This is a genomic window from Halobacillus sp. Marseille-P3879, from assembly GCF_900240285.1.
In the GTDB taxonomy this organism is placed as follows: Bacteria; Bacillota; Bacilli; order Bacillales; family Halobacillaceae; genus Halobacillus_A.
Map to the genome: position 1 here is coordinate 991,212 of NZ_OESS01000001.1, position 22,269 is coordinate 1,013,480.

A 22,269-nucleotide genomic window follows, 5' to 3' on the forward strand; every position below is an offset into this window, starting at 1 on the left:
AATCTAGTAATTTTCTACTGTTGGTAATTAGTACACTGCTTTAATGACAAATTAGCGAGGAAAATTATTATGAATATCGAGTCTCAAAGGTTAAGGTTTTGTAAATATACGGACAATGAGTTTGAGTACTTAGCTGATTTATTAAATAACCCAGAAATGGTTAAGTACATAGGGGAAGGAAAGACGAAAGACAGAGAAGGGGCTAAAAACTTTCTAGAATGGATTTATCATACATATAATCTTGGCTCAGGTTTGGGGCTGATGGTTTTAGAAGATAAGGAACGTAATAATCAAGTTGGCCATGCGGGATTAATCCCTCAAGTTATAGAAGGAGAAGAAGAGATTGAAATAGGCTATTGGGTATCGAAAGAACATTGGGGTCGAGGGTATGCAACAGAAGCAGCAAGAGCGCTTCTACACTATGGTCACCATCAATTAAGGTTAACACGTTTTATTTCCTTAATTCAGCCCGGCAACACAGCGTCTCAACGAGTTGCAGAAAAAATTGGGATGACGTTAGAAAAAATGATTATTCAAGGTAATCAAGACGTGTATGTGTACAGCACTACGAAATACTCCAGGTTCAAGTCAACGAGTCTAAATGGAAATTAGTAATCTCCAATTGTATTACTACCCTCCTATGTAATGTGGTACTTATAGGTTAATAGTACAAATGTCAGAAATAGATATGGGCTGTAATAAGTCTCAAGGAAGGTATCAGCTATTAAATTTCATGTTTTTATAAGTAAATTTAGATAATTTGTTGCATCTTTTCCTTAGTTTATATATAATGAGAATCGTTATCAGTTAGTCTTTAAAAGAATATTCCTCAGTCTGAGGTTTATTTTTTTTATTATTTTTAAGTGAAAATGATTATCATTACCATATAGGAGTGAGGAAATGCTTAAGATCGAAAAGAGTAAGGTAGTCGAAACGATACGGAATCGTCGGTCCATAAAGAAATTCAAAAGCACCCCCATTGATCCGGATATGATCATTGACTTGTTAAATGATGCGGTGTGGGCTCCGAATCATGGGGTGAGAGAACCCTGGCGTTTCATGCTGTTTATGGATGAAGGAAAAGAAACTATCGTTGAAGCCCTGCAAAATGAGGATCAGCGCGGGAAACTATCAACGAAAAATCTTGAAAAACTGATCGAACGATACCGTCATATCCCTGCTCACTTAGTGGTCGTGATGGAGGAGAGTGATAAGAAAAAAGTGTGGGAGGAGGATTTTGCAGCTACAAGTGCATTAATTCAAAACCTTCAACTGCTTGGCTGGGAGAAAGGGCTCGGAATGATATGGAAGACCAATCAGTACATAAATTCCAGCTCGTTTTGTGAAGATATTGGGATTAAAGAAAATGAGAAGATTGTCGGGATTATTCATATGGGTTATCCAGAAGAGGTACCAAAAGCCCAGAATCGAACGAAAGCTGAAGAAAAAATAACAGTAATCGATAAAAAGGAGAGGTTATAAAATGAAAAATAAATGGGGAATAGGGAGTCTGCTCGTATTATCGTTAGTATTATCGGCGTGTGGGAGCCAGTCAGACGACACGTCGGGGGATTCAGAAGACCAGTCGAGTGATTCAGAAACTCGTGAAGTGGAGCACGCAATGGGGACTGCCGAAATTGAAGGGGAACCAGAACGCGTTGTATCGCTCTTCCAGGGAGCCAATGATGCGGCTGTGGCTCTAGATGTGGAGCCCGTTGCCATTGTTGAGTCCTGGGTGGAGAAGCCAGTCTATAAATACTTGCGGGATGATCTCGAAGGCGTAGAACAAGTAGGGGAAGAAACACAGCCTAACCTGGAAGAAGTAGCTAAACAGCAGCCTGATGTTATTTTTGCTAATAAAGACCGGCACGAGGATATTTATGATGAACTTTCAGAAATTGCTCCTACGGTCATGGTTGATGAGATATATGGCTGGAAAGATACCGTGGATTTGATGGGTCAGGCCCTGGATAAAGAAGAAGACTCGGATGAGCTGCTTGACGAATGGGATGAAAGAGTGGAAGATTTCAAATCGCAGATGGAAGAAGAAGGTCATTTCCCTGTTGAAGCCGCGATCACGAACTTCCGTGCTGATCATGCGAGAATTTTTTACACTGGCTTCGGTGGCGGAATTTTAAATGAGTTAGGCTTTGATCGCCCCGATAATCATCAAGAAGATACATGGGGAGTGAAATTAACGTCCAAGGAAAGTATTCCAGAAATGAATGCAGACGTCATCTTTAACTTTAATTCCGGAACGGAGAAAGACGAAATTCAGCAGACCTACGAAGAATGGACAAGTCATCCTCTCTGGCAGGAACTTGACGCTGTTCAAAACGACAATGTGCATAATGTTGATGAAGTAACATGGAACAGCGCAGGAGGTTATATTGCTGCTAACCATATGCTTGATGATTTGTATGAGATTTATGATTTAGAAGATCAAAATAACGACTAGAGAAGAGAGGATCCTCTCTTCTTCTGTCTGTCAAAGGATAAGGGCTCATTATGTCTTACTTATTAAAAACAATGCGATCAAAAATCATAGGGACTGTCGCCGCCGTAATTATATTTCTTGCTGCTTTTCTCTCAAGCTTATATTTTGGTCAGACTGCTATTGTGGTTGAAGATATTGTTCAAGCATTTACTCGTTTTAATTCTTCTTCTATTAACCAGGTTGTCGTTTTGGATGAGCGGCTGCCTCGAGCAGTGTTGGGTACTGTCATCGGCGCAAGTCTAGCTGTAGCAGGCGCTTTGATGCAGGCATTAACCGGGAATCCTCTAGCTTCTCCGAGTATTTTTGGAATAAATGCAGGGGCCTTGTTTTTCGTAGTAGTAGCGATTACTTTGTTTTCATTTTCTTCGCTTGTACAGATTATGTGGCTGGCGCTGTTGGGGGCGGCGGTCGCGGGATTATTAGTGTTTTTGCTTGGTTCGCTTGGCAGAGATGGGATGACTCCGATCAAAGTGGTTTTAGCAGGATCAGCCATCAGTGCTTTGTTTTTATCCATGACGCAGGCGATGCTGGTACTGGATGAGAATGGTCTCCAGCAAGTCCTGTTCTGGCTCTCCGGTTCGATAAGCGGCAGGTCTCTTAATATGCTTTACCCTATCTTACCTTTCATTATTATCGCCGCTGTTGGGGCTATGTTTATGGGGAAGGCGTTAAATGTGTTTACGACTGGAGAGGACGTTGCAAAAAACCTTGGACAGAAAACAACGCTTTTAAAAATTAGTATAGGTATTATTGTCATCATTCTTGCAGGGAGTTCTGTGTCGATAGCTGGTGCTATTGGGTTTATTGGTTTAGTCGTTCCGCATATCACGAGAGGAGTCTTTGGACCGGATTATCGATGGGTGATTCCACTCTCTGCAGTTCTGGGAGCCTCTCTACTCGTGAGCGCGGATGTAATAGCAAGACTGCTTATTATGCCCCAGGAAATACCTGTAGGAATTATGACGGCACTAATTGGAACGCCGTTTTTTATTTACATCGCGCGGTATGGTTTAACGAAAAGGTAAGGGGACCTGTGAAGGGAGGCTTAACATGACCAGACAAATGAACATTCGCAGTAAGAAAAACACGATATCTTTTCAAATTGATGTCAAACCTCTGCTGGTGACCCTATTATTATTGGCCCTTACCGCTGCCGCTCTTTTTGTTGGTCCTGGCCTGGGAGATCCTTTATTTAGCCCGGTAGAAATTGGTCAATCTCTGTTTGGCATCGGAAACGTGGGAAATGAGTTTATTATTAATACACTGCGTTTCCCTCGTGCGGCGGTGTCTCTGCTCGCTGGTTTATGCTTAGGGATAGCTGGAGCTATTCTTCAAGGTATCGTACGTAATCCTTTAGCATCTCCTGATATTATTGGGATTACTGGCGGAGCAGCAGTAGCGGCTGTGAGTTATATCACTTTCTTTCAGGATAGTTTAGGCATTCAGTGGCTGCCCTTTGCAGCGATTGGCGGTGCTTTAATTGCATCACTGCTCATCTTTTTAATTTCATGGAATGAAGGCGTCACGCCGATTCGACTGGTTCTTATCGGGATCGGCGTTTCGGCAGCGATGAATGCCTGTACGATGCTCATCCTAACGTTGAGCCCTGATTACTCTGCAAGCCAGGCGTATATCTGGCTCACTGGGAGTATTTACGGAGCCTCATGGGAAAGCTTGCGTTTACTACTCCCCTGGACAGTACTAATTGTTCCATTAATCATTGTGTATTCCTCTGTCCTTAATGTACAGGAACTGGGAGACGACACTTCTGCGGGCCTCGGGCTAAGTGTGCAAAAACATCGTGCAGTATTATTGTTGTTTAGTGTCATACTTGCCGGAGCAGCTGTTTCTGTTGTAGGCACTATAGGCTTCGTAGGATTGGTTGCCCCTCACATTGCAAGATTACTAGTCGGGCGTTCCTTTCCGTACTTACTTCCTTCTGCCGGCTTTGTTGGTGCGCTCATTGTTTTTACAGCTGATTTAGTCGCACGAACGGCTTTTTATCCAAGTGATATACCTGCAGGGATCTTTACGGCTGGTATAGGAGCTCCTTTCTTTATCTATTTGCTGATTCAGCACCGCAATAAAATGTAATAAGCAATCTTTAATGAGATCCCCTTGCTGACACGACAACTTTAATAAAAAACCATTTACAAAATGAATGGTAAATTGGATAATATAAACCAATATTAAACTGCGATGAAGAGAAGAGTAAGTAAACGGAAATTCTTTTCAGAGAGCTCCGCCAGGTGAAAAGGAGTAAGAATTTGTTTACTGAACCAAGCCTCAGAGCATCACATTGGAACCTTTTTTAGGGGATGGTGTGACGGGAGCTCCCGTTATAGAGATAGGGTATAAACAATATTGTTTGTCGTACCTGACAAGATTAATATGGTGACATATTAATAAACTGGGGTGGCACCGCGTTGAAATAGAATCTCGCCCCCAAGACAGATGTCTTGGGGGTGGGATTTTTTTATTATTTAATTCAATAAATTCTATTTAGAATGAAGGAGGATTTTAAATGGAAGTAAGAAAAGTATTTCACACGTGGAAAAACCCCTTTCTGTTAATAGTAGGTATCGGTGTATCAAATATAGGAGATTGGATATATTTAATTGCTTTAAACCTAATTGTTTTAGAGAGGACGGGGTCCCCGCTGGCCGTGGCCGCCCTTTATATTTTAAAACCGTTATCCACTTTGTTTACCAATTTCTGGTCAGGAACGCTCATAGACCGGCTGAATCAGCGAAATCTGATGGTAGGGATGGATGTGGTTAGGGCGATTCTAATCTTTTTTCTTCCTTCTGTCCCATACATCTGGCTTATATATTTAATCGTCTTCTTTATTAACATGGGAAGTTCTGTATTTGAGCCTGCTTCAATTACTTATATTACGAAATTAGTTACTCCTGAAAAGAGAAAGAGATTTAACGCATTAAGAAGTTTAATTGATTCAGGAGGGTTTCTAATCGGTCCTGCTGCAGCTGGGTTTCTCTTTATGATAGGAACACCTTATATGGCGATTTATGTTAATGCTGTTACCTTTATAGGATCTGGATTGATTACATTGTTATTACCTCCGTTAAAGACCTCAGCATTTGAGCAGAAGCGCCTTCCATCCCTTTCATGGAGGCTTCTAAAGAAAGACTGGAGCGCTGTGATTCTGTTTACTCGAAACCATTCCCCTATCATGTTGGTTTATTTTTTATTTAGTTTCATGATGGTGATGGCTGCATCTTTAGATTCACTAGAAGCGGCTTTCTCGAAAGAGGTTTTGCTGTTGTCGGATACGGAGTACGGTTTTTTGGTGAGCATTGCAGGCGTGGGTATTGCGGTTGGTTCAGTAGTGAACACTATATTTGCTCAAAAATTAGCCACCACCTGGTTAATTGGGTTGAGTCCTCTCTTTGTTTCAGCAGGGTACATCATTTATGCTTTTTCTTTTCATTTTAATACAGCTGCATTAGGATTCGGCGTGCTTTCATTTTCTCTTGCGTTTGCAAATGCAGGCTTTTACACTTTTTATCAAGATAATATACCTGTAGATATAATGGGCAGAGTGGGGAGTATATATGGATGGATTGAAGCGGTTTTAATTATTGCAGCAACTATCTCTATTGGTTTGTCAGCCCAGTTATTTTCCATAAAGTCAGCTGTTATAGCCGGGTCGTTTTTTATGCTGTCTGTAACTGCTGCGTTATGCTTCATGAGTTTTTTTACAACCCATAAGATTTATAAGAGAGGAGACGAGGAAAAAAGCAAAATAGCAAGAGTTTAAAATCAAGCCTTCAACCTAAAAAGACTCTCCATTCGTGGCAGTGGAGAGTCTTTATTCTTACTCAAATTCTTTCATTGCTGCTTGAATAGCTTTCACGTATTTTTTGAAGTCTTCTGTTTCATTCGAGGAGTCATTGCGGGACGCGTAGCTGATGTCACCGTTTTTATAGAATGCTTTTCTTTGCGCTCTTGTAATTTCAAGCTGAACGCCTCGTTCTGTTTTTGTTTTGTTGACGAAGTTATCGGGATGATCGCCGTCGATGTCTTCAGGGGCTTGTGAAACGGCGAACCCATTCTCATCTAAATGCCGCCAGACGATTTCCTTCAGTTCTTTGTCCAGTCCACCGATCATGGTCTTCGGCTCATCTCCGGAAGCACCGTGGAACGCAATGTGATGCTTGGCATCTGCGACCATCTCCAACGCTTGCGGCTCATCAAAACGAGTGGATGTGATATGTAAATTGCTGAAATTATTCGACGATAATCTTCCGTTAAAGGTGTAAAAGGGGTAAGAGGAGCCTGCAACCGCCTTAGTCAGGGAAGAGGTCGTTTCTTCAATCCCGCCTCCATGGATCGCGCTTACGAGCCAGCGACCGTCACCCTCCGTACTTTTGATAATATCCCAATCCTGCCCTTCCTCATATTCTTCGGTCAGTTCATCAAACGAGCAAAATCGGTCGCCTGAGCAATCGTCTTTAGTTGAGTTTGTCTCTTCGTCATTCTTGTTATTTTGGACCAACAGGATCCCTGCCAGAACAACAACCACTGTAAGTGCAAGTTTCATGTAAATGGTAACACCTCTCTTTTAAGAGTACCGTATCAGTATTTACTGCTTTTGGATACTAAAATGATCTGATTCTGGAAATTAAAGTTGAATCAGGAATTATAATTTATTTACTATAATAACGATGATTGAAACGTTGATGAGAGGATTTTGCTTTAGCGAATTCCGCGATCTTATACTGCGTTTCTTAATAAAGAACTAAACAAAACAGTGTGTGGTAATGTTTACCTTTAAAATTAGCAGAAAGTATATTATAATGAACACGTCGTCTAAAAAATTATCCTGTTAAGTAGATGACCTATGCCTATTTCAGACCCCGTTCTCGAGCGGGGTCCTATTTAATTAACTATTAGTTCTTTACCCATCCACTTTATCAGGAGCTGAGTTTTTCCTGCGAATATCCTATATTAATATGTCTCTCAGCTTTATAGTGGGTCCTTTTACGGATACAGGGACCTGATGCATGGCAGGAGGGATATAGAGAAAAGATCTGCCCCAAAGAGTCTAGAATTAGACTTTATGGGGCAGATCTTTTTAATTCGTTTATCCCAGGGAAACATCTAAGGTCATCATAACAGCGAAACCTGCCATTAAACATAAGGAAGCTATTTGACCGTTGCCTTTCTCGTGGGAACCAGGAATGATCTCTTTGGCTACAACAAATATCATAGCTCCTGCGGCAAAACTTAAAGCATAGGGGAGAAGAGGTTCGATAAAGATCACAGCCAGTGCTCCTACTACTGCGGCCATCGGTTCTACTACCCCTGAGAGTTGTCCATAGAAGAAACTTTTTCCCTTAGACATTCCATCCCGACGTAAAGGCAGAGAAACAGCCGTACCTTCAGGAAAATTCTGAATACCGATACCGAGAGCTAATGCTATCGCACCTGTAAATGAAGCTGTAGAGAAATCAGCAGCTAAAGCACCGAAAGCCACACCAATCGCAAGACCTTCAGGTACATTGTGAAGGGTAATTGAAAAAACCAGAAGTGACGTGCGGTGTTTTGCCTTTTTATCCTTTATGTCATATAGAAATCTATCATTGGCTTCTAATAATGGCAATAAACGATCCACCATGAGTAAAAATAATCCGCCTAACAGGAAACCGAGTAAAGCAGGCAGCCATGAAGGGGTTCCATTTGATTCGGCCATTTCAATAGCAGGCGCCAGCAGCGACCAGAAACTAGCGGCAATCATCACTCCTCCAGAAAACGCCAGCATTCCATCCAACACTTTTTGGTTGTTTTTCTTACCTAAAAAGACGAGAGATGCTCCCAAAGCTGTCATACCCCAGGTAAAAAGTGTGGCGACAAAGGCTTGGACTACTGGATCAAACCCATTGAATACATCCAACATAGAAAAAGAACTCCTTTTTACACTAGTAAAATATCTTTCCTTAATGCAAGATTATATTCCTGAGTTATGGAGGGTGTCAAATATTGGGGATGAACAGTAAATGAAAGGAGCAACAGCTGATTCTATAGAAGAAAGACTTAAGGAAGGAGACCTTAACCGTCTCTAAGGTTATCAATTACTCTGCACTGGGGAATAGTAACACTCCAATCATGTTATGTGATTGAGAAATAATACACGAAAAGGGGCAAACTGAAAAGACCAGTTTGCCCCTTTTGAGTAACACGATCCCTTAGTAATTATTAGTCTATATTTTTTTGAAAAGGTTGGTAGAATTTGTATGTGTGTATTAGGGGGGAAATAAATGATTGATTACAGGATAAACAGAGTGGAAGGATTCTCGGATAAGATTGGCGAACTCGTGTCTATGCTGGTGCATACCAGGGAAGTGACTTTGGGGGAAGTCAAGAATTTAAGACAGGATGAACTGGATTATCTAATAGATGAAGGCTCGAATAGTATTGGCGCATTATTACTTCATATTGCATCCATTGAGTTTGTGCATCAAGTGATTTCATTTGAGGAACGGGACATTCATGAAAATGAATGTAAGAAGTGGAAAGAGGCCTTGGAACTTGGCCCCCAGGCTAGAAATATGATAAGAAATAACAGTCTTACCTACTATCTGGAAGAACTTGCTCAAGTCAGGCAACAGACTTTATCCAAACTAAAAGCCTGTAATGATGAATGGTTGTTTAAAGAGAAACACTGGGAGAACGGTATCCCTTATAACAATTACTATCTTTGGTTTCATGTACTTGAAGATGAGATAAATCATCGAGGACAAATCAGAGTAATTAAGCGGGTCCTTTCAAAAAATAAGAAGATCAGTGAGTAAACTTATCTGTACTTTTAAAGAAATTGAATAATGAGACTAAGAGATTAGTAAAGTCTGCCGGAGCGATGGTAAAAACCCTTTATTGGCATATAATAATCCGAACTGAATTCAATAGAATTGTTCGGATTATTATATGCCTTATTTAGTTTTTAGAATAGAGCATTGAGTGATATTAGGTTGAATAAAAGTGTAATGATTACTATTTACAAATCGTAATCATTACGATAAGATGTTGGTGAATAAAGGAGGAGAGAAATGTTTAAAAAAATCACAGGGATATTTAGTTTATTTACGATCATTTTCACATTGGCTGCATGTGGAGAAGAATCAGCTAATCATAGCGAAAATGATTCACAAGGATCGGACGAGGAATTGAAAATTTTTACCACGGTTTACCCTCTTCAGTTTTTTGCTGAACAGGTGGCAGGAGATCAAGCGAACGTGGAATCCATTCTGCCTGCAGGGTCAGATCCGCATACTTATGAACCTACTTCCAAAGAAATGGTGGAGATCGCTGAATCGGATGCATTCATCTATAATGGAGCCGGTTTAGAACCTTACGCAGACAAAATCTCGGAATCTATTGAATCGGAAGACACGAAGATACTTGAAGCTGCTGAAGGTATTGATTTGGAAGCGCATAGTGAGGATGGACATTCTCATGGAGAAGAGCACAGCAACGAAGACGAACATGATGGGCATAATCACGGAGATCAAGACCCGCACGTTTGGCTGGATCCTGTTCGGTCTATTCAGATGGCAGAGCATATAAAAGATACATTGGTTGAATTAAATCCGGAGAAGGAAGAAGTGTTTAACAAAAATTTCGACGAGTTGAAAGAAAAGCTTGAAAGCTTAGACCAGGAGTTCCATACAGAGCTAGAAAGTTTACCCGGGAATAAAATTATAGTCTCTCATGCGGCTTACGGCTACTGGGAGAAAGCCTATGGAATCGAGCAGGTGGCATTGTCTGGCTTAAGCCCTACTAATGAACCTTCACAAAAAGAAGTACAAACGATCATAGATACGGCTGAAAAGCATGGATTAAATTATGTATTTTTTGAGCAAAATGTTACACCTAAAGTAGCAGACGTAGTTAGGAAGGAAATTGAGGCAGAAACGTTACGCATACACAATTTATCTGTTTTAACAGAAGATGATATTAAAAATAATGAAGACTACTTTACATTAATGGAACAAAATCTGGAGGAATTATCTAAAGCCTTATCTGAACCTTCTTCTGGTTCAGAAGAGGAAAGTGAACATGATCACGACCACAGTCACTCCCATGATAAGGAATCAGAAGAAATTTATGAAGGATATTTTGAAGACAGTCAAGTAAAAGAGCGGGAGCTATCTGATTGGGAAGGAGACTGGCAGTCTGTATATCCTTATCATCAAGATGGAACGCTGGATGAGGTCTATGCCCATAAAGCAGAACATGAAGGTGACAAGACAGAAGAAGAATATAAGGAATATTATCAGGAAGGCTACCAAACTGATGTAGATCGGCTTGTAATCGAGGGCGACACTGTGACATTTTATAAAGACGGAGATGAATATTCAGGGGAGTATGTCTCCGATGGCTACGAAATTCTAACTTATGAAGCAGGTAATAGAGGAGTAAGGTATATTTTTAAATTAAAAGAAGAGGCTGAAGGACTTCCTCAATATATTCAATTTAGTGATCATAGTATCTATCCCACGGATGCTGGTCATTATCACCTGTATTGGGGTGACGATCGTGAAGCGTTATTGGATGAAGTTACGAACTGGCCGACTTACTACCCATCAGAAATGGATGGCCACGACATTGCTCATGAAATGATGGCGCACTAAACGCAAGGGACGTTAGTGTTAAAGCTCAGGGAACATCTTTTATATAGGTGTTTCCTGATTTTTTACGGGGGTTTAGTTGACTGAGTCAACTAAATATACTACGCTATGGTTAGTTTGAACTTTCAGATATTGAGGTGAAAGTAACATGGAAACCATGCATTATGTAGAAAAGATTCGACAATTCAATAGGTATTATGCAAATGTGTTAGGTAAAATCGATCAAGAAATCTATAACCAGCCTTTTCCCTTAACGGAGGCGAGGGTAATAACAGAGATTCATTACAGGAATGGCTGCACGGCTACAGAAGTTAGAGAAAATCTGGGGATTGACCGGGGCTATATGAGTAGAATTGTTCAACGATTTGAAAGTGAAAATATTATTGTGAAGAAACAGTCACCAAGAGATAAAAGACAGCATTTACTCTATCTCACTGAATATGGTGAAAAAATTTACAACGAGTTAGTTGAGCATGCAAATTATGGAGTGGATAAGATGATTCAACGTCTCTCAAAAAGTGAACTGGCTAAGCTGGTTTCATCTATGGAAACGATTCAATCCATTTATTCAAAAGATCGTTCTACTCACTCAGAGGTTTCCATTCGAACTTTTCAACCAGGTGATGTGGGATACGTCGCATATTTACATGGCAGGTTATACGATCAAACCTATAAGTTCGGGCGTATGTTTGAATACTATGTCATGAAAGGCTTATCGGAATTTATGATCAATACTGAAGGAGGAGAGCTGTGGGTAGCTGAAGTGAACGGTGAAATAGTCGGCTCCATTGCCATCACGAAATCCACTGAAACAGTGGCCCAGCTAAGGTGGTTTATTCTTGATGAAAATTACCAAGGCAGGGGCATTGGGAAAAATCTTATGGAGACGGCTATTAATTTTTGTAAAGAACAAAACTATCAGCACTTGTTTCTGTGGATGGTAAGTACGTTAGATAAGGCTCGTTATCTTTATCAAAAATATAATTTCACTATAACTGAAGAAAAACCTAATGAAGAATGGACCGGAACAAAATTAATCGAGGAACGATGGGATCTCGATCTCCTTAATGGGCTCTAGAGGTAAGCTGGATGCTGTAAAATCGAGTAAAAAGGAATACGTAAAATAGCCGGGTGATAGGAACGTCCAGAGAAAGAAATCTGGACGTTTTTTTATTTTAGGGCACTAAACTCTAGTTAAGTATTGCTTCGACATGTCGATAAATTCTCGTACCGAAAAGGGTAAGTACTTATTCTTTTTCCATACCATTGCTAGTTCGAGGCTTAAATTCGAGTTTACGAGGGGAATTGCCTGGATATCACGATCTTGAATGTCATTGGCTATCTCACCAGGCAGTAGGGCGATCCCCATTTTAGCTTCGACCATTTCGATCATGAAGTCGCGGTGGGAGCTGTGGCAGACGACGTTCGGGTTGAAGCCTTTGCTGTTACATTCTTCAATGATCCGGTCATGGAGCGAGAAATCCTCTCTATAAAGAATGAAAGACTCCTCATCAAGCTCTGTTAAATCGATCTTTGTTTGTTGAGCCAGCTCATTATCATTATGGACCAGCAGCATGAGAGGATCATTAATTAGTTCGAGCACTTCTAAATTCTCATTTTTAACGGGAACGTTGCATACTAACCCGATGTCTAGAGACCCGTCCTCCACTCCTTGTTTGATCATTTTAGATCCGACTTCGCTTAAGCGGATTTTTACTTGGGGGTGCTGATCACGATAGTAACTGATCAGTTTCGAAAAAAAAGCAGCCCCGGTAATCGGCGGGATACCGATTTTAATTTCGCCTTTTTTCAGTTCAATAATATCACTTAGTTCTGAGGTTAAGTTATGAAAGGCGTCTAATACATTAATGGCATTAACGAGCACAGCTTTGCCGGCATCTGTCAACTCAACCTTCTTGGAGCGGTAAAATAACGGCACGCCTAATTCATCTTCCAGCTGCTTTACAGCTTTACTGAGTGAAGGCTGGGAAACATGCAGGGTTGAGGCTGCTTTAGTAAAACTTAGTTGTTTAGCCACTTCTGAAAAATACTCCAAATGACGAATGTCCAAACGATTCACTCTCCATTTGCCTTATTTGAAAGGGTTATAACTAACGGGAATAATGATCATTCCAAATATGTATTTTGGGTATGGTAGTTTTTATTATATGATAAATACCAACAAATAGATAGAATCTTGTGACAAATTTTTGGAAGCGTTTTATCTTAATTTGTTCTTGTATTCACTCAAAGGAGGAATGTACGATGAGAGATTATGTATCTGTAGGTAATTTAAAAGTGGCTCCTGTTTTGTATGAGTTTATAAACAAAGAGGCCATTCCAGATAGTGGTGTTTCCAGTGATGATTTCTGGTCTGGTTTAGAGGCGGTTATTCACAACCTCTCCCCAGATAACAAAGCTTTATTACAGAAGAGAGAAGATCTGCAGAATCAGATCCATAACTACCATAAACAAAATCCTGTGGTTCAGCCTGATGCGTATCAATCCTTTTTGAAAGAATTGAATTATATTGAACCGGAAGTAGAAGATTTTCAAGTAACTACTGAGGATATTGATGATGAAATATCTGTACAGGCTGGTCCTCAGCTCGTTGTCCCGGTCAATAATGCCCGCTATGCCATCAATGCAGCGAACGCCCGCTGGGGAAGCTTGTATGATGCTTTATACGGAACGGATGTGATTAGTGAAGAAAATGGGGCGGAAATCAAAGGAGATTACAACCCTGTCCGGGGAGATAAAGTCATTGCTTTCTCAAAAGAGTTCCTTGATGAAAGGGTGCCATTAGCGAAAGGCTCTCATAAGGAAGTAGACGCTTATCAATTCTTTGATGGCCGATTGGTCGCAAAGCTGGCAGATGGGGAGACTACGGGGCTGCAGGATGCTGATCAGTTTGCTGGTTTTTCAGGACAGCCTGACACCCCTAAAGCCATACTGGTGAAAAATAATGGCATTCATTTGGAGATACAGATCGATCCTACTGATCCGATCGGTCAGACTGATCAAGCAGGCGTGAAGGACATTCTCGTTGAATCAGCATTGACGACGATTATGGATTTCGAGGACTCTGTAACAGCCGTTGATGCCGAAGATAAAGTAGAGGTGTACCGAAATTATTTAGGTCTTCTTAAGGGTGATTTATCGGTAACTTTTTCAAAAGGTGATAAACAAGTTACGCGGACACTCAATCCTGACCGTACGTACACCACACCGGACGGAAGCGAATTAACACTGCCGGGCCGCTCCCTAATGTTCGCACGTAACGTTGGTCATTTGATGACAAGTGATGCGGTCATTGATCAAAACGGAGAAGAGGTTCCAGAAGGGATCATGGATACCGTGATCACCGGGCTGCTTGCAAAACACGACGTATTAAACAACGGTCCATACCAGAACTCCAAAAAAGGTTCTGTGTATATCGTGAAGCCGAAGATGCATGGATCTGAGGAAGTTGCTTTTGCGAATGATCTGTTTAATCGGACGGAAGACCTGCTCGGGTATGAGCGGAATACATTAAAAATCGGTGTGATGGATGAAGAACGCCGTACCACATTAAATCTTAGAGCCTGTATCAATGAAGTTAAAGATCGAATTGCATTTATCAATACCGGTTTCCTTGATCGTACGGGCGACGAAATCCATACATCCATGGAAGCAGGACCGATGATTAGGAAGAACGATATGAAAGGCTCCGCATGGCTTAATGGCTATGAGAGGTCGAATGTCCGTGCCGGCCTTGCCAGCGGGTTCCAGGGAAAAGCCCAGATCGGCAAAGGAATGTGGGCTATGCCTGATTTGATGGCAGAAATGCTGGAAACAAAGGACGGCCAGTTAAAAGCAGGTGCGAATACCGCCTGGGTGCCATCGCCGACAGCTGCTACCTTACACGCCCTTCATTACCATCAGGTTGATGTTGCACAGGTACAAAGCGAACTTGCTAAAGACCAGACGGATGATCAAGAGGACATTTTACAAATTCCTGTGGCTAAGGATCCGAACTGGAGCGCTGAAGAAATTCAACAAGAGCTGGATAACAATGCGCAAGGGATTCTCGGGTACGTTGTACGATGGGTCGAGCATGGAATTGGATGTTCTAAAGTACCGAACATCAATAACGTCGAACTTATGGAAGACCGTGCCACTCTGCGTATTTCCAGCCAGCATATGGCGAATTGGCTGCATCACGGAATTGTTGACGAAGCCCAAATACTGGATACCTTAAAACGCATGGCTAAAGTAGTTGATGAACAAAACGCAGAAGATCCGGACTATCAACCGATGTCGGCTGATTATGACGCATCTATCGCTTTCCAGGCTGCCTGCGATCTGGTGTTCAAAGGGTATGACCAGCCGAGCGGCTATACTGAACCGATTTTGCATCGTCGACGCAGAGAAGTGAAGGAGAAAGTGTACGCAAATAAATAATTGTTATCCGAACTATCAACAGAGCCATTAACACAAAGTTAGTGGCTCCTGTTGCCTGTCATTACATTTGCCTAATTATGAAATAACTTATCAGATATGTGATAACAGAAAAGGGGGAAGGGTTCTGAACGTCGAAAAGATCTCTGCTAAAAAAGTATCTGAGCGTGTAGAAGAGCAATTAGAAAGCTTCATTCGTTCCGGCACATACCAGCCTGGTGAAAAGCTTCCATCTGTCCGTGAATTGTGTGACCTTTTTGACGTAGGAAGATCTGCTGTGAGGGATGCTATTACTTCACTAAAAGGCAAAGGGCTGGTGGAAAGCAGGCAGGGGGAAGGAACGTACCTTTGTCATTTCGACTCTACTAAACTGCTTGATCAGTTTCTGTTTTTACCGAACGTTAAAGACATCGAAGCGTTATTTCAAGTAAGGGAGATGCTGGAGGCTGGAATAGTAAAGCTTGCGGCTCAACATCGGACAGAAGAAGACCTGCAAGCGATAGAGAAGTCGGTAACCGAAATGAAAACAAAGGGTGGAGAGGATCAAGGTTTATCAGATTATCAATTTCACCTTTGTATTGCCAGGGCTTCCGGCAATCACATCCTTTATCAATTGATGGAGTTCATCTCATCGTCGACGAAAAAATCAATGATCGGTTTCCACGGTGCTATTGCTTTAGATCCACTGCTTTTAAAAGAAGTTATCCAACAGCATGAACGGATTCTTGAACACATTAGAGCAGGAGAGTCTGAATGGTCAGGAGAAGCGATGGTAGATCATTTAGAGTTTGTTAGAAACTTTATGAAAAAAGGTGACATAAAAGGAAATGTCTAATGTTAAAACGACAAAAGAGGTGAAAACAATGGGTGCAAATGAAGTGCCTCAAAGGCAGGGAAATGGCTCATCGGTTTCTTTAGCTGACGCGTTCGGAAACAGAGGGGCGGTAGTGCTTACCCCTAAAAGTGAGGAGGAAATAGCAGAAATCCTCCAGAAGGCAAATCAAGAGGGTAAGAGTGTGTCGGTTGAAGCTGGAGGCAGCAAACGAGGGTATGGCGGCACAAAAGAGCATTATGATTACACCCTTTCGATGGCCGAGTACAAAGGGGTTGTGGAGCATAAGGTCGGGGATATGACGGTAACCGTACGAGCAGGAACTACAATTTCTGAGCTTCAGGATTTTCTTCAGGAACACAATCAAATGATCTCTATTCATCCGAATTGGCCGGATCAAGCCACCATTGGGGGAGTCATTGCTGCAAATGAAAGCGGTCCCAAAAGATTAAAGTATGGGTCGGCGAGAGATTTAGTTATCGGTTTGCGAGTGGTCTATCCAGACGGAAAGATTATTCGAACCGGAGCCAAGGTGGTAAAAAATGTGGCTGGTTATGACATGAATAAACTGTTCGTCGGAGCGATGGGAACGTTAGGAGTGATCACAGAAGTTACGATGAAACTCCGCCCGACGCCTAAGTATGAGAGTCTTGTGCAGGTTTCGGCGCCTGAAGAAAAGCTGCTGGATTTAAAGGAACTGGCTGTAAGCATTCAGGATTCAATAATTGAACCCGTATCTCTTGAGCTTTTAAACCCGACCTTATCGAAAAAAATGATGAACCGTGAAGCTTATACGCTGCTGATCGCTTTTGAAGATGTCGAGAAGTCCTGTCGCTATCAGGAAGAGTGGGTTTATAAGCATATACCTAAAGGAGCCGATGTGGAAGTCATCCATCAGCAGGAAGCCCGGAATTTTTGGCAGACATTTAAAGACCTGGCACCGAGCAGCCTGGTCGAACCAGCTTCAGGAGCAACCCGGGCGGTAGTTAAGATAGGAAGTAAAAACATGGACGTCTATGAAATTATGAAAGAAGCGTTAGATATCGATGCACCTGTAAGGATTGAAGCCCACGGAGGTCTCGGCCACGGGATCAGTTACTATATATTGTCAGGGTCAGAGCAGGAAGTCATTTCAGCCATCCGGCATCTGCGAAAAGCCGCTGAAGAAAAGAAAGGATATGCAATCGTAAAGCATCTTCCGTATCACCTGAGGAACCAAGTTGATGTGTGGGGCAAAAAGACATCGTACTTCTTCTTGTTTGAAGGAATTAAGCGCACCATCGATCCAAAAAATACTTTGAATCATCAAAGATTTATAGGAGGGATTTAAGTTGCTTAAGGAAATGGCAGAGCAGGAAAAAACAGCCCCTTGTTCATCGGCTGGTATAAGCAATTATTTCAACGCTGATCATCCTGACGAAGACAAATGGGCAGACTGTGTTCATTGCGGAATGTGCTTAGAGGCCTGCCCTACTTATTTAGAAACCGGGCAGGAACAGCATTCTCCCCGCGGCCGTGTGCATTTGATCAAATCGGTGGCGGAAGGGAAAATTCAGCTTAATGAACAATTCGCAGATCCCGTTTTTCAATGCCTTGATTGCCGTGCGTGTACAACAGCCTGCCCTGCTGATGTCGATGTCGGCGGGTTGATCGAGGAAGCTCGCGGACAGGTCCGGCAGGCGATGCCGCTTAAAGGTTGGAAGGGCGCAATGAGTTCTTTTTTCTTAAAAGGATTGTTCCCTTACCAGGAGCGCATGCATACCGTCAGTGGACTGCTTAAATTTTATCAAAAGAGCGGTCTGCAGAAGGCCGTTCGTACAACCGGGGTTTTAAAGGTGATGCCTGATCATCTGGCTGCTATGGAGAGCATTATGCCAGAGCTCAAAGTGTCCGTTCAGAAGAAATATAAAGATGTGGATGTGATACCCGCCAAAGGTGTACCTAAAGCGAGAGTATCCATGCTGACAGGCTGCATTATGGATGTCATGTTCGGGGATATCAATCAATCCACCATCAATGTACTGACCCATAACGACAACGAAGTCACGATTCCGAAAAAGCAGACGTGCTGTGGAGCCCTGCACGTGCATGCGGGGGATCGTGAAACGGGAAGAAAGCTCGCCAAACAGAACATTGAAGCGTTCGAAAACTCGGAGAAAGTTGTTGTTAATGCAGCGGGTTGCGGGTGTGCGTTAAAAGAATACCCGGAATTATTTAAAGATGATCCACAATGGAAGTCGAGAGCTGAAGACTTTGCAGAAAAGGTGGAGGATATCTCCAAATATTTATATGACACCGGTTATGAGAAGCCTCGTAGTTCGTTGAATAAGAAAATTACGTACCATGATGCCTGCCACTTAGCCCATGGACAGGGGGTCCGTCATGAACCGAGGCAGATGCTCAAGGACATTCCAGGCGTCGAGTACACCGAGTTGTCCAATGCCGATACTTGCTGTGGCAGTGCCGGCATCTATAACATTACCAACCCAGAAATGGCTGAAGCGGTGTTAGATCGAAAAATGGAAAATGTCCCGGAGGATGTCGAGATGATTTCAATGGGGAATCCTGGATGCATGCTGCAGATGGCAATGGGCGTCCAGAAATACGGACGAAAAAGCGAGATCGTGCATACCGTTCAATTGCTCGACTGGGCTTATCAGAAAGACGAGCAAACCGCTCCGCTGGATAAGGTTAATGCTGTAACAGGAGAGGGGGAAGGCTGATGTTTGGAAGCAAAAAGAAAAAAAGAACGCAGAGGGATCCGCATATTAATAAGCTGATTGAAATTGTCGGAGAGAAAGAAGTGCTTTATGAAGATGCCGATCTCCTATCTTATGATTGTGATGGCTTTACAGTCCACAAGGCGATGCCTAAAGCTGTTGTTTTTCCGGAAAATACTGAAGAGGTAGCGGAGATTGTTCGTTATTGCTCCACCAATGATATCCCTTTTCTCGCCCGAGGAGCCGGGACAGGATTAAGCGGCGGAGCGATTCCACTAAACCGTGAAGTGATCATCAGTTTAGTAAAAATGAAGAATTTGCTCAGTGTGGATTATGAAAACCGTCAAGCCGTTGTCCAGCCTGGCTTCGTCAATTTGAAATTGACCAATTCTATTTCGGATAAAGGATATTATTACGCTCCCGATCCCTCCAGTCAATATGTATGTACGATCGGCGGCAATGTAGCGGAAAATGCAGGTGGAGCCCACTGCCTGAAATATGGGGTGACGACGAACCATATCCTTGGTCTTGAAGTAGTTCTGCCAAATGGAGAGATTATTGAAATCAGTGAAGATGGTGTGCCGGACAGCCCCGGATATGACGTAATGGGGCTGCTGACCGGTTCAGAAGGGACGCTTGGAATAGTAACAAAAATTACAGTGCGGATTTTGAAAAATCCAGAAGGAAAGCAGACAGTGCTCGCCTATTTCGACCATATCGAAGATGGCAGCCGTGCTGTTTCTGATATAATTTCTGCCGGCATCGTTCCTGCTGCACTGGAGATGATGGATAAGACAGCGATTGAGGGAGTAGAAGCAGGGTCTTATCCTGTCGGGCATCCTGCTGACATTGAAGCGCTCCTGCTTATCGAAGTGGACGGGATAAAAGCAGGAATCGGTGAACAAATTGAAGAAATCTTAAACGTCTGCAAGGGGCGGAATGTAAGAGAAGTAAAAGTTGCGGAAAGTGAAGAAGAACGGGGCCGATGGTGGGCAAACCGTAAAACCGGATTTGGGGCGATGGGAGCGATCTCGCCCGATTATCTCGTTCAGGATGGTGTGATTCCGAGAAGCAGGCTCCCTGAAGTACTGGAGAACATTTATGAAATCAGCAGAGAATCAGGGTTGAGGATCGCGAATATTTTCCATGCCGGAGATGGGAACCTTCATCCCTTGATTTTATTTGACTCCCGCAAACCCGGGGAAACGGAAAAAGCTTTAAAAGCAGGAACGGCCTGTTTGAAAGCATGCTCTGACGTCGGAGGGTCCATTACCGGGGAACATGGAGTCGGAATTGAGAAGAAGGAAGAAATGCGCTTTGTTTTTACAGACGAAGAATTAGAAGCCCAAATCAATATAAGAGAAGTGTTTAATCCAGACGACCTGCTGAATAAAGGAAAGCTTTTTCCAACCCCAAGCCGCTGCATGGATGTGAAGAAAATCGTAAAAGACACAGTGGCTGTCCAATAATGAAGAAGGAGTGAACGCTATGAAATTTGCTAGATTTACGTACAAAGATGAAGTTCAATATGGAGTCGTAACGAAGGACGATGTGAGTGTGATCGAAGGAAATATTTATGGAGATTGGGATTATACTGGGGAAGTGCTGCCGCTTGAACAAGTGGAGGTATTAGCTCCCGTTAACCCGGAGAAGGTCATCGGAATCGGAGCAAACTATGTAGGCAGTAAAGAAGAGAAGCCGGAACAATTACCTGAGATCCCGGTTTTCTTTTTTAAACCTGCCTCTTCGGTGGTTGGTTCTGAAGCAGAAATTATCATCCCGGGGGGGATCGATGAAGTCAAATTTGAGTCTGAATTGGCAGTTGTTATTGGGAAGGAAGCTAAAGACATTGAGGAAGATGAAGTACTGGATCATATTTTCGGTTATACGATTGGAAACGATGTAACAGCACCACAGCTGTTCCACGAAAATGGGCATTGGACATTAGGGAAGGCGTTTGATACCTTCACCCCGATCGGTCCTTACATTGAAACAGACCTGGATCCGTCCAGCGTCTCTGTTAAAGCCGACATTAATGGAGTGGAAACCCAAAACAGTCCGACTGAACTTATGATTGTCTCGCTTACGTACATGGTGTCGTATTTATCGAAAGTAATGACTCTGAAGCCTGGAGACTGTATCTTAACAGGCAGTCCACTTGGGGCCCATTTTGTAAGAGATCAAGATGTGATTGAGTGCAAAATCGATGAAATCGGAACATTGAGAAATAGAACCGTAAAATCTTCAGTTTCTGTAAGATCCTAAATGGACATCATTCCTCCTCCTAAATCGGACTGTCTTCCTATGCTATAATGAAGACAATAGGGAGTGAGGTGAGTCTACTGGAACGGATGAATATGGTTAAATCGGTCGGCCGGGCAATGGACGTCATAAACGCGGTAAGTACGAGTAAAGATGGCTTAGGAGTCACCGATATTGCCCAGCAGATGGACATCAACAAAAGCTCGGTCTATCGAATTCTGCATACATTAGAAGAGTACGGATTTATTGAGCAGAACGAAGAAAGTGGGAAGTACAAGCTTGGTTATAAGTTTCTGGAAATCAGCTCCCGCTTATTGGAATCGATTGATTTACGGACAGAAGCTCAACCTTTTTTAAGAACACTCGAAAACTACACGAGTGAAGTCATTCACCTGGTCGTCTATGATCAAGGGGAAGTGGTGTATTTAGAGAAAATGGAAGGGACAGAAACCCTGCGGATGCATTCGAAAGTAGGAAGACGAGCACCTATGCACTGTACATCGGTTGGAAAGGTTATTCTCTCTCATTTGACGGAACGGACCGTATTAGAAATTATTGAGAAGAGAGGACTGCCGAAGCATACAGACCATACGATTACTGAAACGGATCTGTTTCTTTCAGAATTAAAAAAAGTGAAACAACAGGGCTATGCTTTAGATTTAGAAGAAAATGAGCAGGGAATTACGTGCATCGCAGCTCCCATTTTTGATCATACTCAGCAGGTGGCGGCTGCTTTGAGTATCTCAGGTACGTCTCTTAGAATGACAGAGGAGAGGCTTTCTGATTTAAAGGATAAAGTGATCGAAGCAGGCAGAGGAATTTCTGCACGTTTGGGCTATATCGAGTAGAAAATAAAAGCGCAGGTCA

At 42.5% G+C, this 22,269-nt stretch carries 19 protein-coding genes and 1 other annotated feature; of the genes, 16 read left to right on the forward strand and 3 right to left on the reverse strand.

Annotated features, from left to right (window positions below):
- The first annotated feature begins 69 nt into the window (after positions 1 to 69).
- From C1A12_RS04975 to C1A12_RS05000, 6 genes are all read left to right on the forward strand, one after another.
- A complete protein-coding gene (locus C1A12_RS04975; RefSeq protein ID WP_101842729.1) occupies positions 70 to 612 on the forward strand; it encodes a GNAT family N-acetyltransferase in 543 nt (180 codons plus the stop codon).
- A 288-nt stretch (positions 613 to 900) separates the two neighbouring features.
- The gene (locus C1A12_RS04980) at positions 901 to 1,482 is read left to right on the forward strand and encodes a nitroreductase (protein WP_101842730.1); all 582 of its coding nucleotides are present in this window, start codon (positions 901 to 903) and stop codon (positions 1,480 to 1,482) included.
- A gap of 1 nt (position 1,483) precedes the next feature.
- On the forward strand, positions 1,484 to 2,458 hold the full coding sequence (locus C1A12_RS04985; RefSeq protein ID WP_101842731.1) for an ABC transporter substrate-binding protein: 975 nt from the start codon (positions 1,484 to 1,486) through the stop codon (positions 2,456 to 2,458).
- Positions 2,459 to 2,508: 50 nt separating this feature from the next.
- Positions 2,509 to 3,522 carry an iron ABC transporter permease gene (locus C1A12_RS04990; RefSeq protein ID WP_101842732.1) on the forward strand — a complete coding sequence of 338 codons (1,014 nt, stop codon included), beginning with the start codon at positions 2,509 to 2,511 and terminating at the stop codon, positions 3,520 to 3,522.
- A 25-nt stretch (positions 3,523 to 3,547) separates the two neighbouring features.
- A complete protein-coding gene (locus C1A12_RS04995) occupies positions 3,548 to 4,591 on the forward strand; it encodes an iron ABC transporter permease (RefSeq protein WP_101842733.1) in 1,044 nt (347 codons plus the stop codon).
- 96 nt (positions 4,592 to 4,687) lie between these two features.
- Positions 4,688 to 4,947 (forward strand) — a binding site (T-box leader).
- A gap of 74 nt (positions 4,948 to 5,021) precedes the next feature.
- Positions 5,022 to 6,278 (forward strand): MFS transporter, encoded by a 1,257-nt coding sequence (locus tag C1A12_RS05000; RefSeq protein ID WP_101842734.1) that lies wholly within the window; start codon positions 5,022 to 5,024, stop codon positions 6,276 to 6,278.
- 57 nt (positions 6,279 to 6,335) lie between these two features.
- Here C1A12_RS05000 and C1A12_RS05005 read toward each other — a convergent pair whose 3' ends face one another.
- Both C1A12_RS05005 and C1A12_RS05010 read right to left on the reverse strand, forming a co-directional pair.
- Positions 6,336 to 7,061: a poly-gamma-glutamate hydrolase family protein gene (locus tag C1A12_RS05005; RefSeq protein WP_101842735.1), complete on the reverse strand. Its 726-nt coding sequence runs from the start codon at positions 7,059 to 7,061 to the stop codon at positions 6,336 to 6,338.
- A gap of 543 nt (positions 7,062 to 7,604) precedes the next feature.
- A complete protein-coding gene (locus C1A12_RS05010; protein ID WP_101842736.1) occupies positions 7,605 to 8,417 on the reverse strand; it encodes a ZIP family metal transporter in 813 nt (270 codons plus the stop codon).
- Between the two features lie 361 nt (positions 8,418 to 8,778).
- Between C1A12_RS05010 and C1A12_RS05015 the strand changes: the two genes are divergently transcribed.
- The 3 genes from C1A12_RS05015 (at position 8,779) to C1A12_RS05025 (ending at position 12,226) form a co-directional block, all read left to right on the forward strand.
- On the forward strand, positions 8,779 to 9,312 hold the full coding sequence (locus C1A12_RS05015) for a DinB family protein (protein ID WP_101842737.1): 534 nt from the start codon (positions 8,779 to 8,781) through the stop codon (positions 9,310 to 9,312).
- Positions 9,313 to 9,567: 255 nt separating this feature from the next.
- Positions 9,568 to 11,151, forward strand: coding sequence for a zinc ABC transporter substrate-binding protein AdcA (locus tag C1A12_RS05020; RefSeq protein ID WP_101842738.1), 1,584 nt, complete (start codon positions 9,568 to 9,570; stop codon positions 11,149 to 11,151).
- A gap of 145 nt (positions 11,152 to 11,296) precedes the next feature.
- Positions 11,297 to 12,226, forward strand: a complete 930-nt coding sequence (locus C1A12_RS05025) for a helix-turn-helix domain-containing GNAT family N-acetyltransferase (protein ID WP_101842739.1) — start codon at positions 11,297 to 11,299, stop codon at positions 12,224 to 12,226.
- A gap of 105 nt (positions 12,227 to 12,331) precedes the next feature.
- Here the strand turns inward: C1A12_RS05025 and C1A12_RS05030 are convergent, their stop codons facing one another.
- Positions 12,332 to 13,219: a LysR family transcriptional regulator gene (locus C1A12_RS05030; protein WP_101842740.1), complete on the reverse strand. Its 888-nt coding sequence runs from the start codon at positions 13,217 to 13,219 to the stop codon at positions 12,332 to 12,334.
- Between the two features lie 194 nt (positions 13,220 to 13,413).
- Here C1A12_RS05030 and C1A12_RS05035 point away from each other — a divergent pair, with 194 nt between their 5' ends.
- From C1A12_RS05035 to C1A12_RS05065, 7 genes are all read left to right on the forward strand, one after another.
- Positions 13,414 to 15,591 carry a malate synthase G gene (locus C1A12_RS05035; protein ID WP_101842741.1) on the forward strand — a complete coding sequence of 726 codons (2,178 nt, stop codon included), beginning with the start codon at positions 13,414 to 13,416 and terminating at the stop codon, positions 15,589 to 15,591.
- 67 nt (positions 15,592 to 15,658) lie between these two features.
- Positions 15,659 to 16,423, forward strand: coding sequence for a FadR/GntR family transcriptional regulator (locus tag C1A12_RS05040; protein ID WP_235001538.1), 765 nt, complete (start codon positions 15,659 to 15,661; stop codon positions 16,421 to 16,423).
- Positions 16,416 to 17,750: an FAD-binding oxidoreductase gene (locus tag C1A12_RS05045; protein WP_101842742.1), complete on the forward strand. Its 1,335-nt coding sequence runs from the start codon at positions 16,416 to 16,418 to the stop codon at positions 17,748 to 17,750. Before C1A12_RS05040 ends, C1A12_RS05045 begins: the two co-directional genes overlap by 8 nt.
- Before the next feature lie 13 nt (positions 17,751 to 17,763).
- Entirely contained in the window at positions 17,764 to 19,143 is a 1,380-nt protein-coding gene (locus tag C1A12_RS05050) for a (Fe-S)-binding protein (RefSeq protein WP_101843289.1), read from the forward strand.
- Positions 19,143 to 20,609, forward strand: a complete 1,467-nt coding sequence (locus tag C1A12_RS05055) for an FAD-binding oxidoreductase (protein ID WP_101842743.1) — start codon at positions 19,143 to 19,145, stop codon at positions 20,607 to 20,609. Before C1A12_RS05050 ends, C1A12_RS05055 begins: the two co-directional genes overlap by 1 nt.
- Positions 20,610 to 20,628: 19 nt before the next feature.
- Complete coding sequence (locus tag C1A12_RS05060; RefSeq protein WP_101842744.1) at positions 20,629 to 21,405, forward strand: fumarylacetoacetate hydrolase family protein; 777 nt, start codon at positions 20,629 to 20,631, stop codon at positions 21,403 to 21,405.
- A 77-nt stretch (positions 21,406 to 21,482) separates the two neighbouring features.
- Complete coding sequence (locus tag C1A12_RS05065) at positions 21,483 to 22,250, forward strand: IclR family transcriptional regulator (RefSeq protein WP_101843290.1); 768 nt, start codon at positions 21,483 to 21,485, stop codon at positions 22,248 to 22,250.
- Positions 22,251 to 22,269 lie beyond the last annotated feature (19 nt).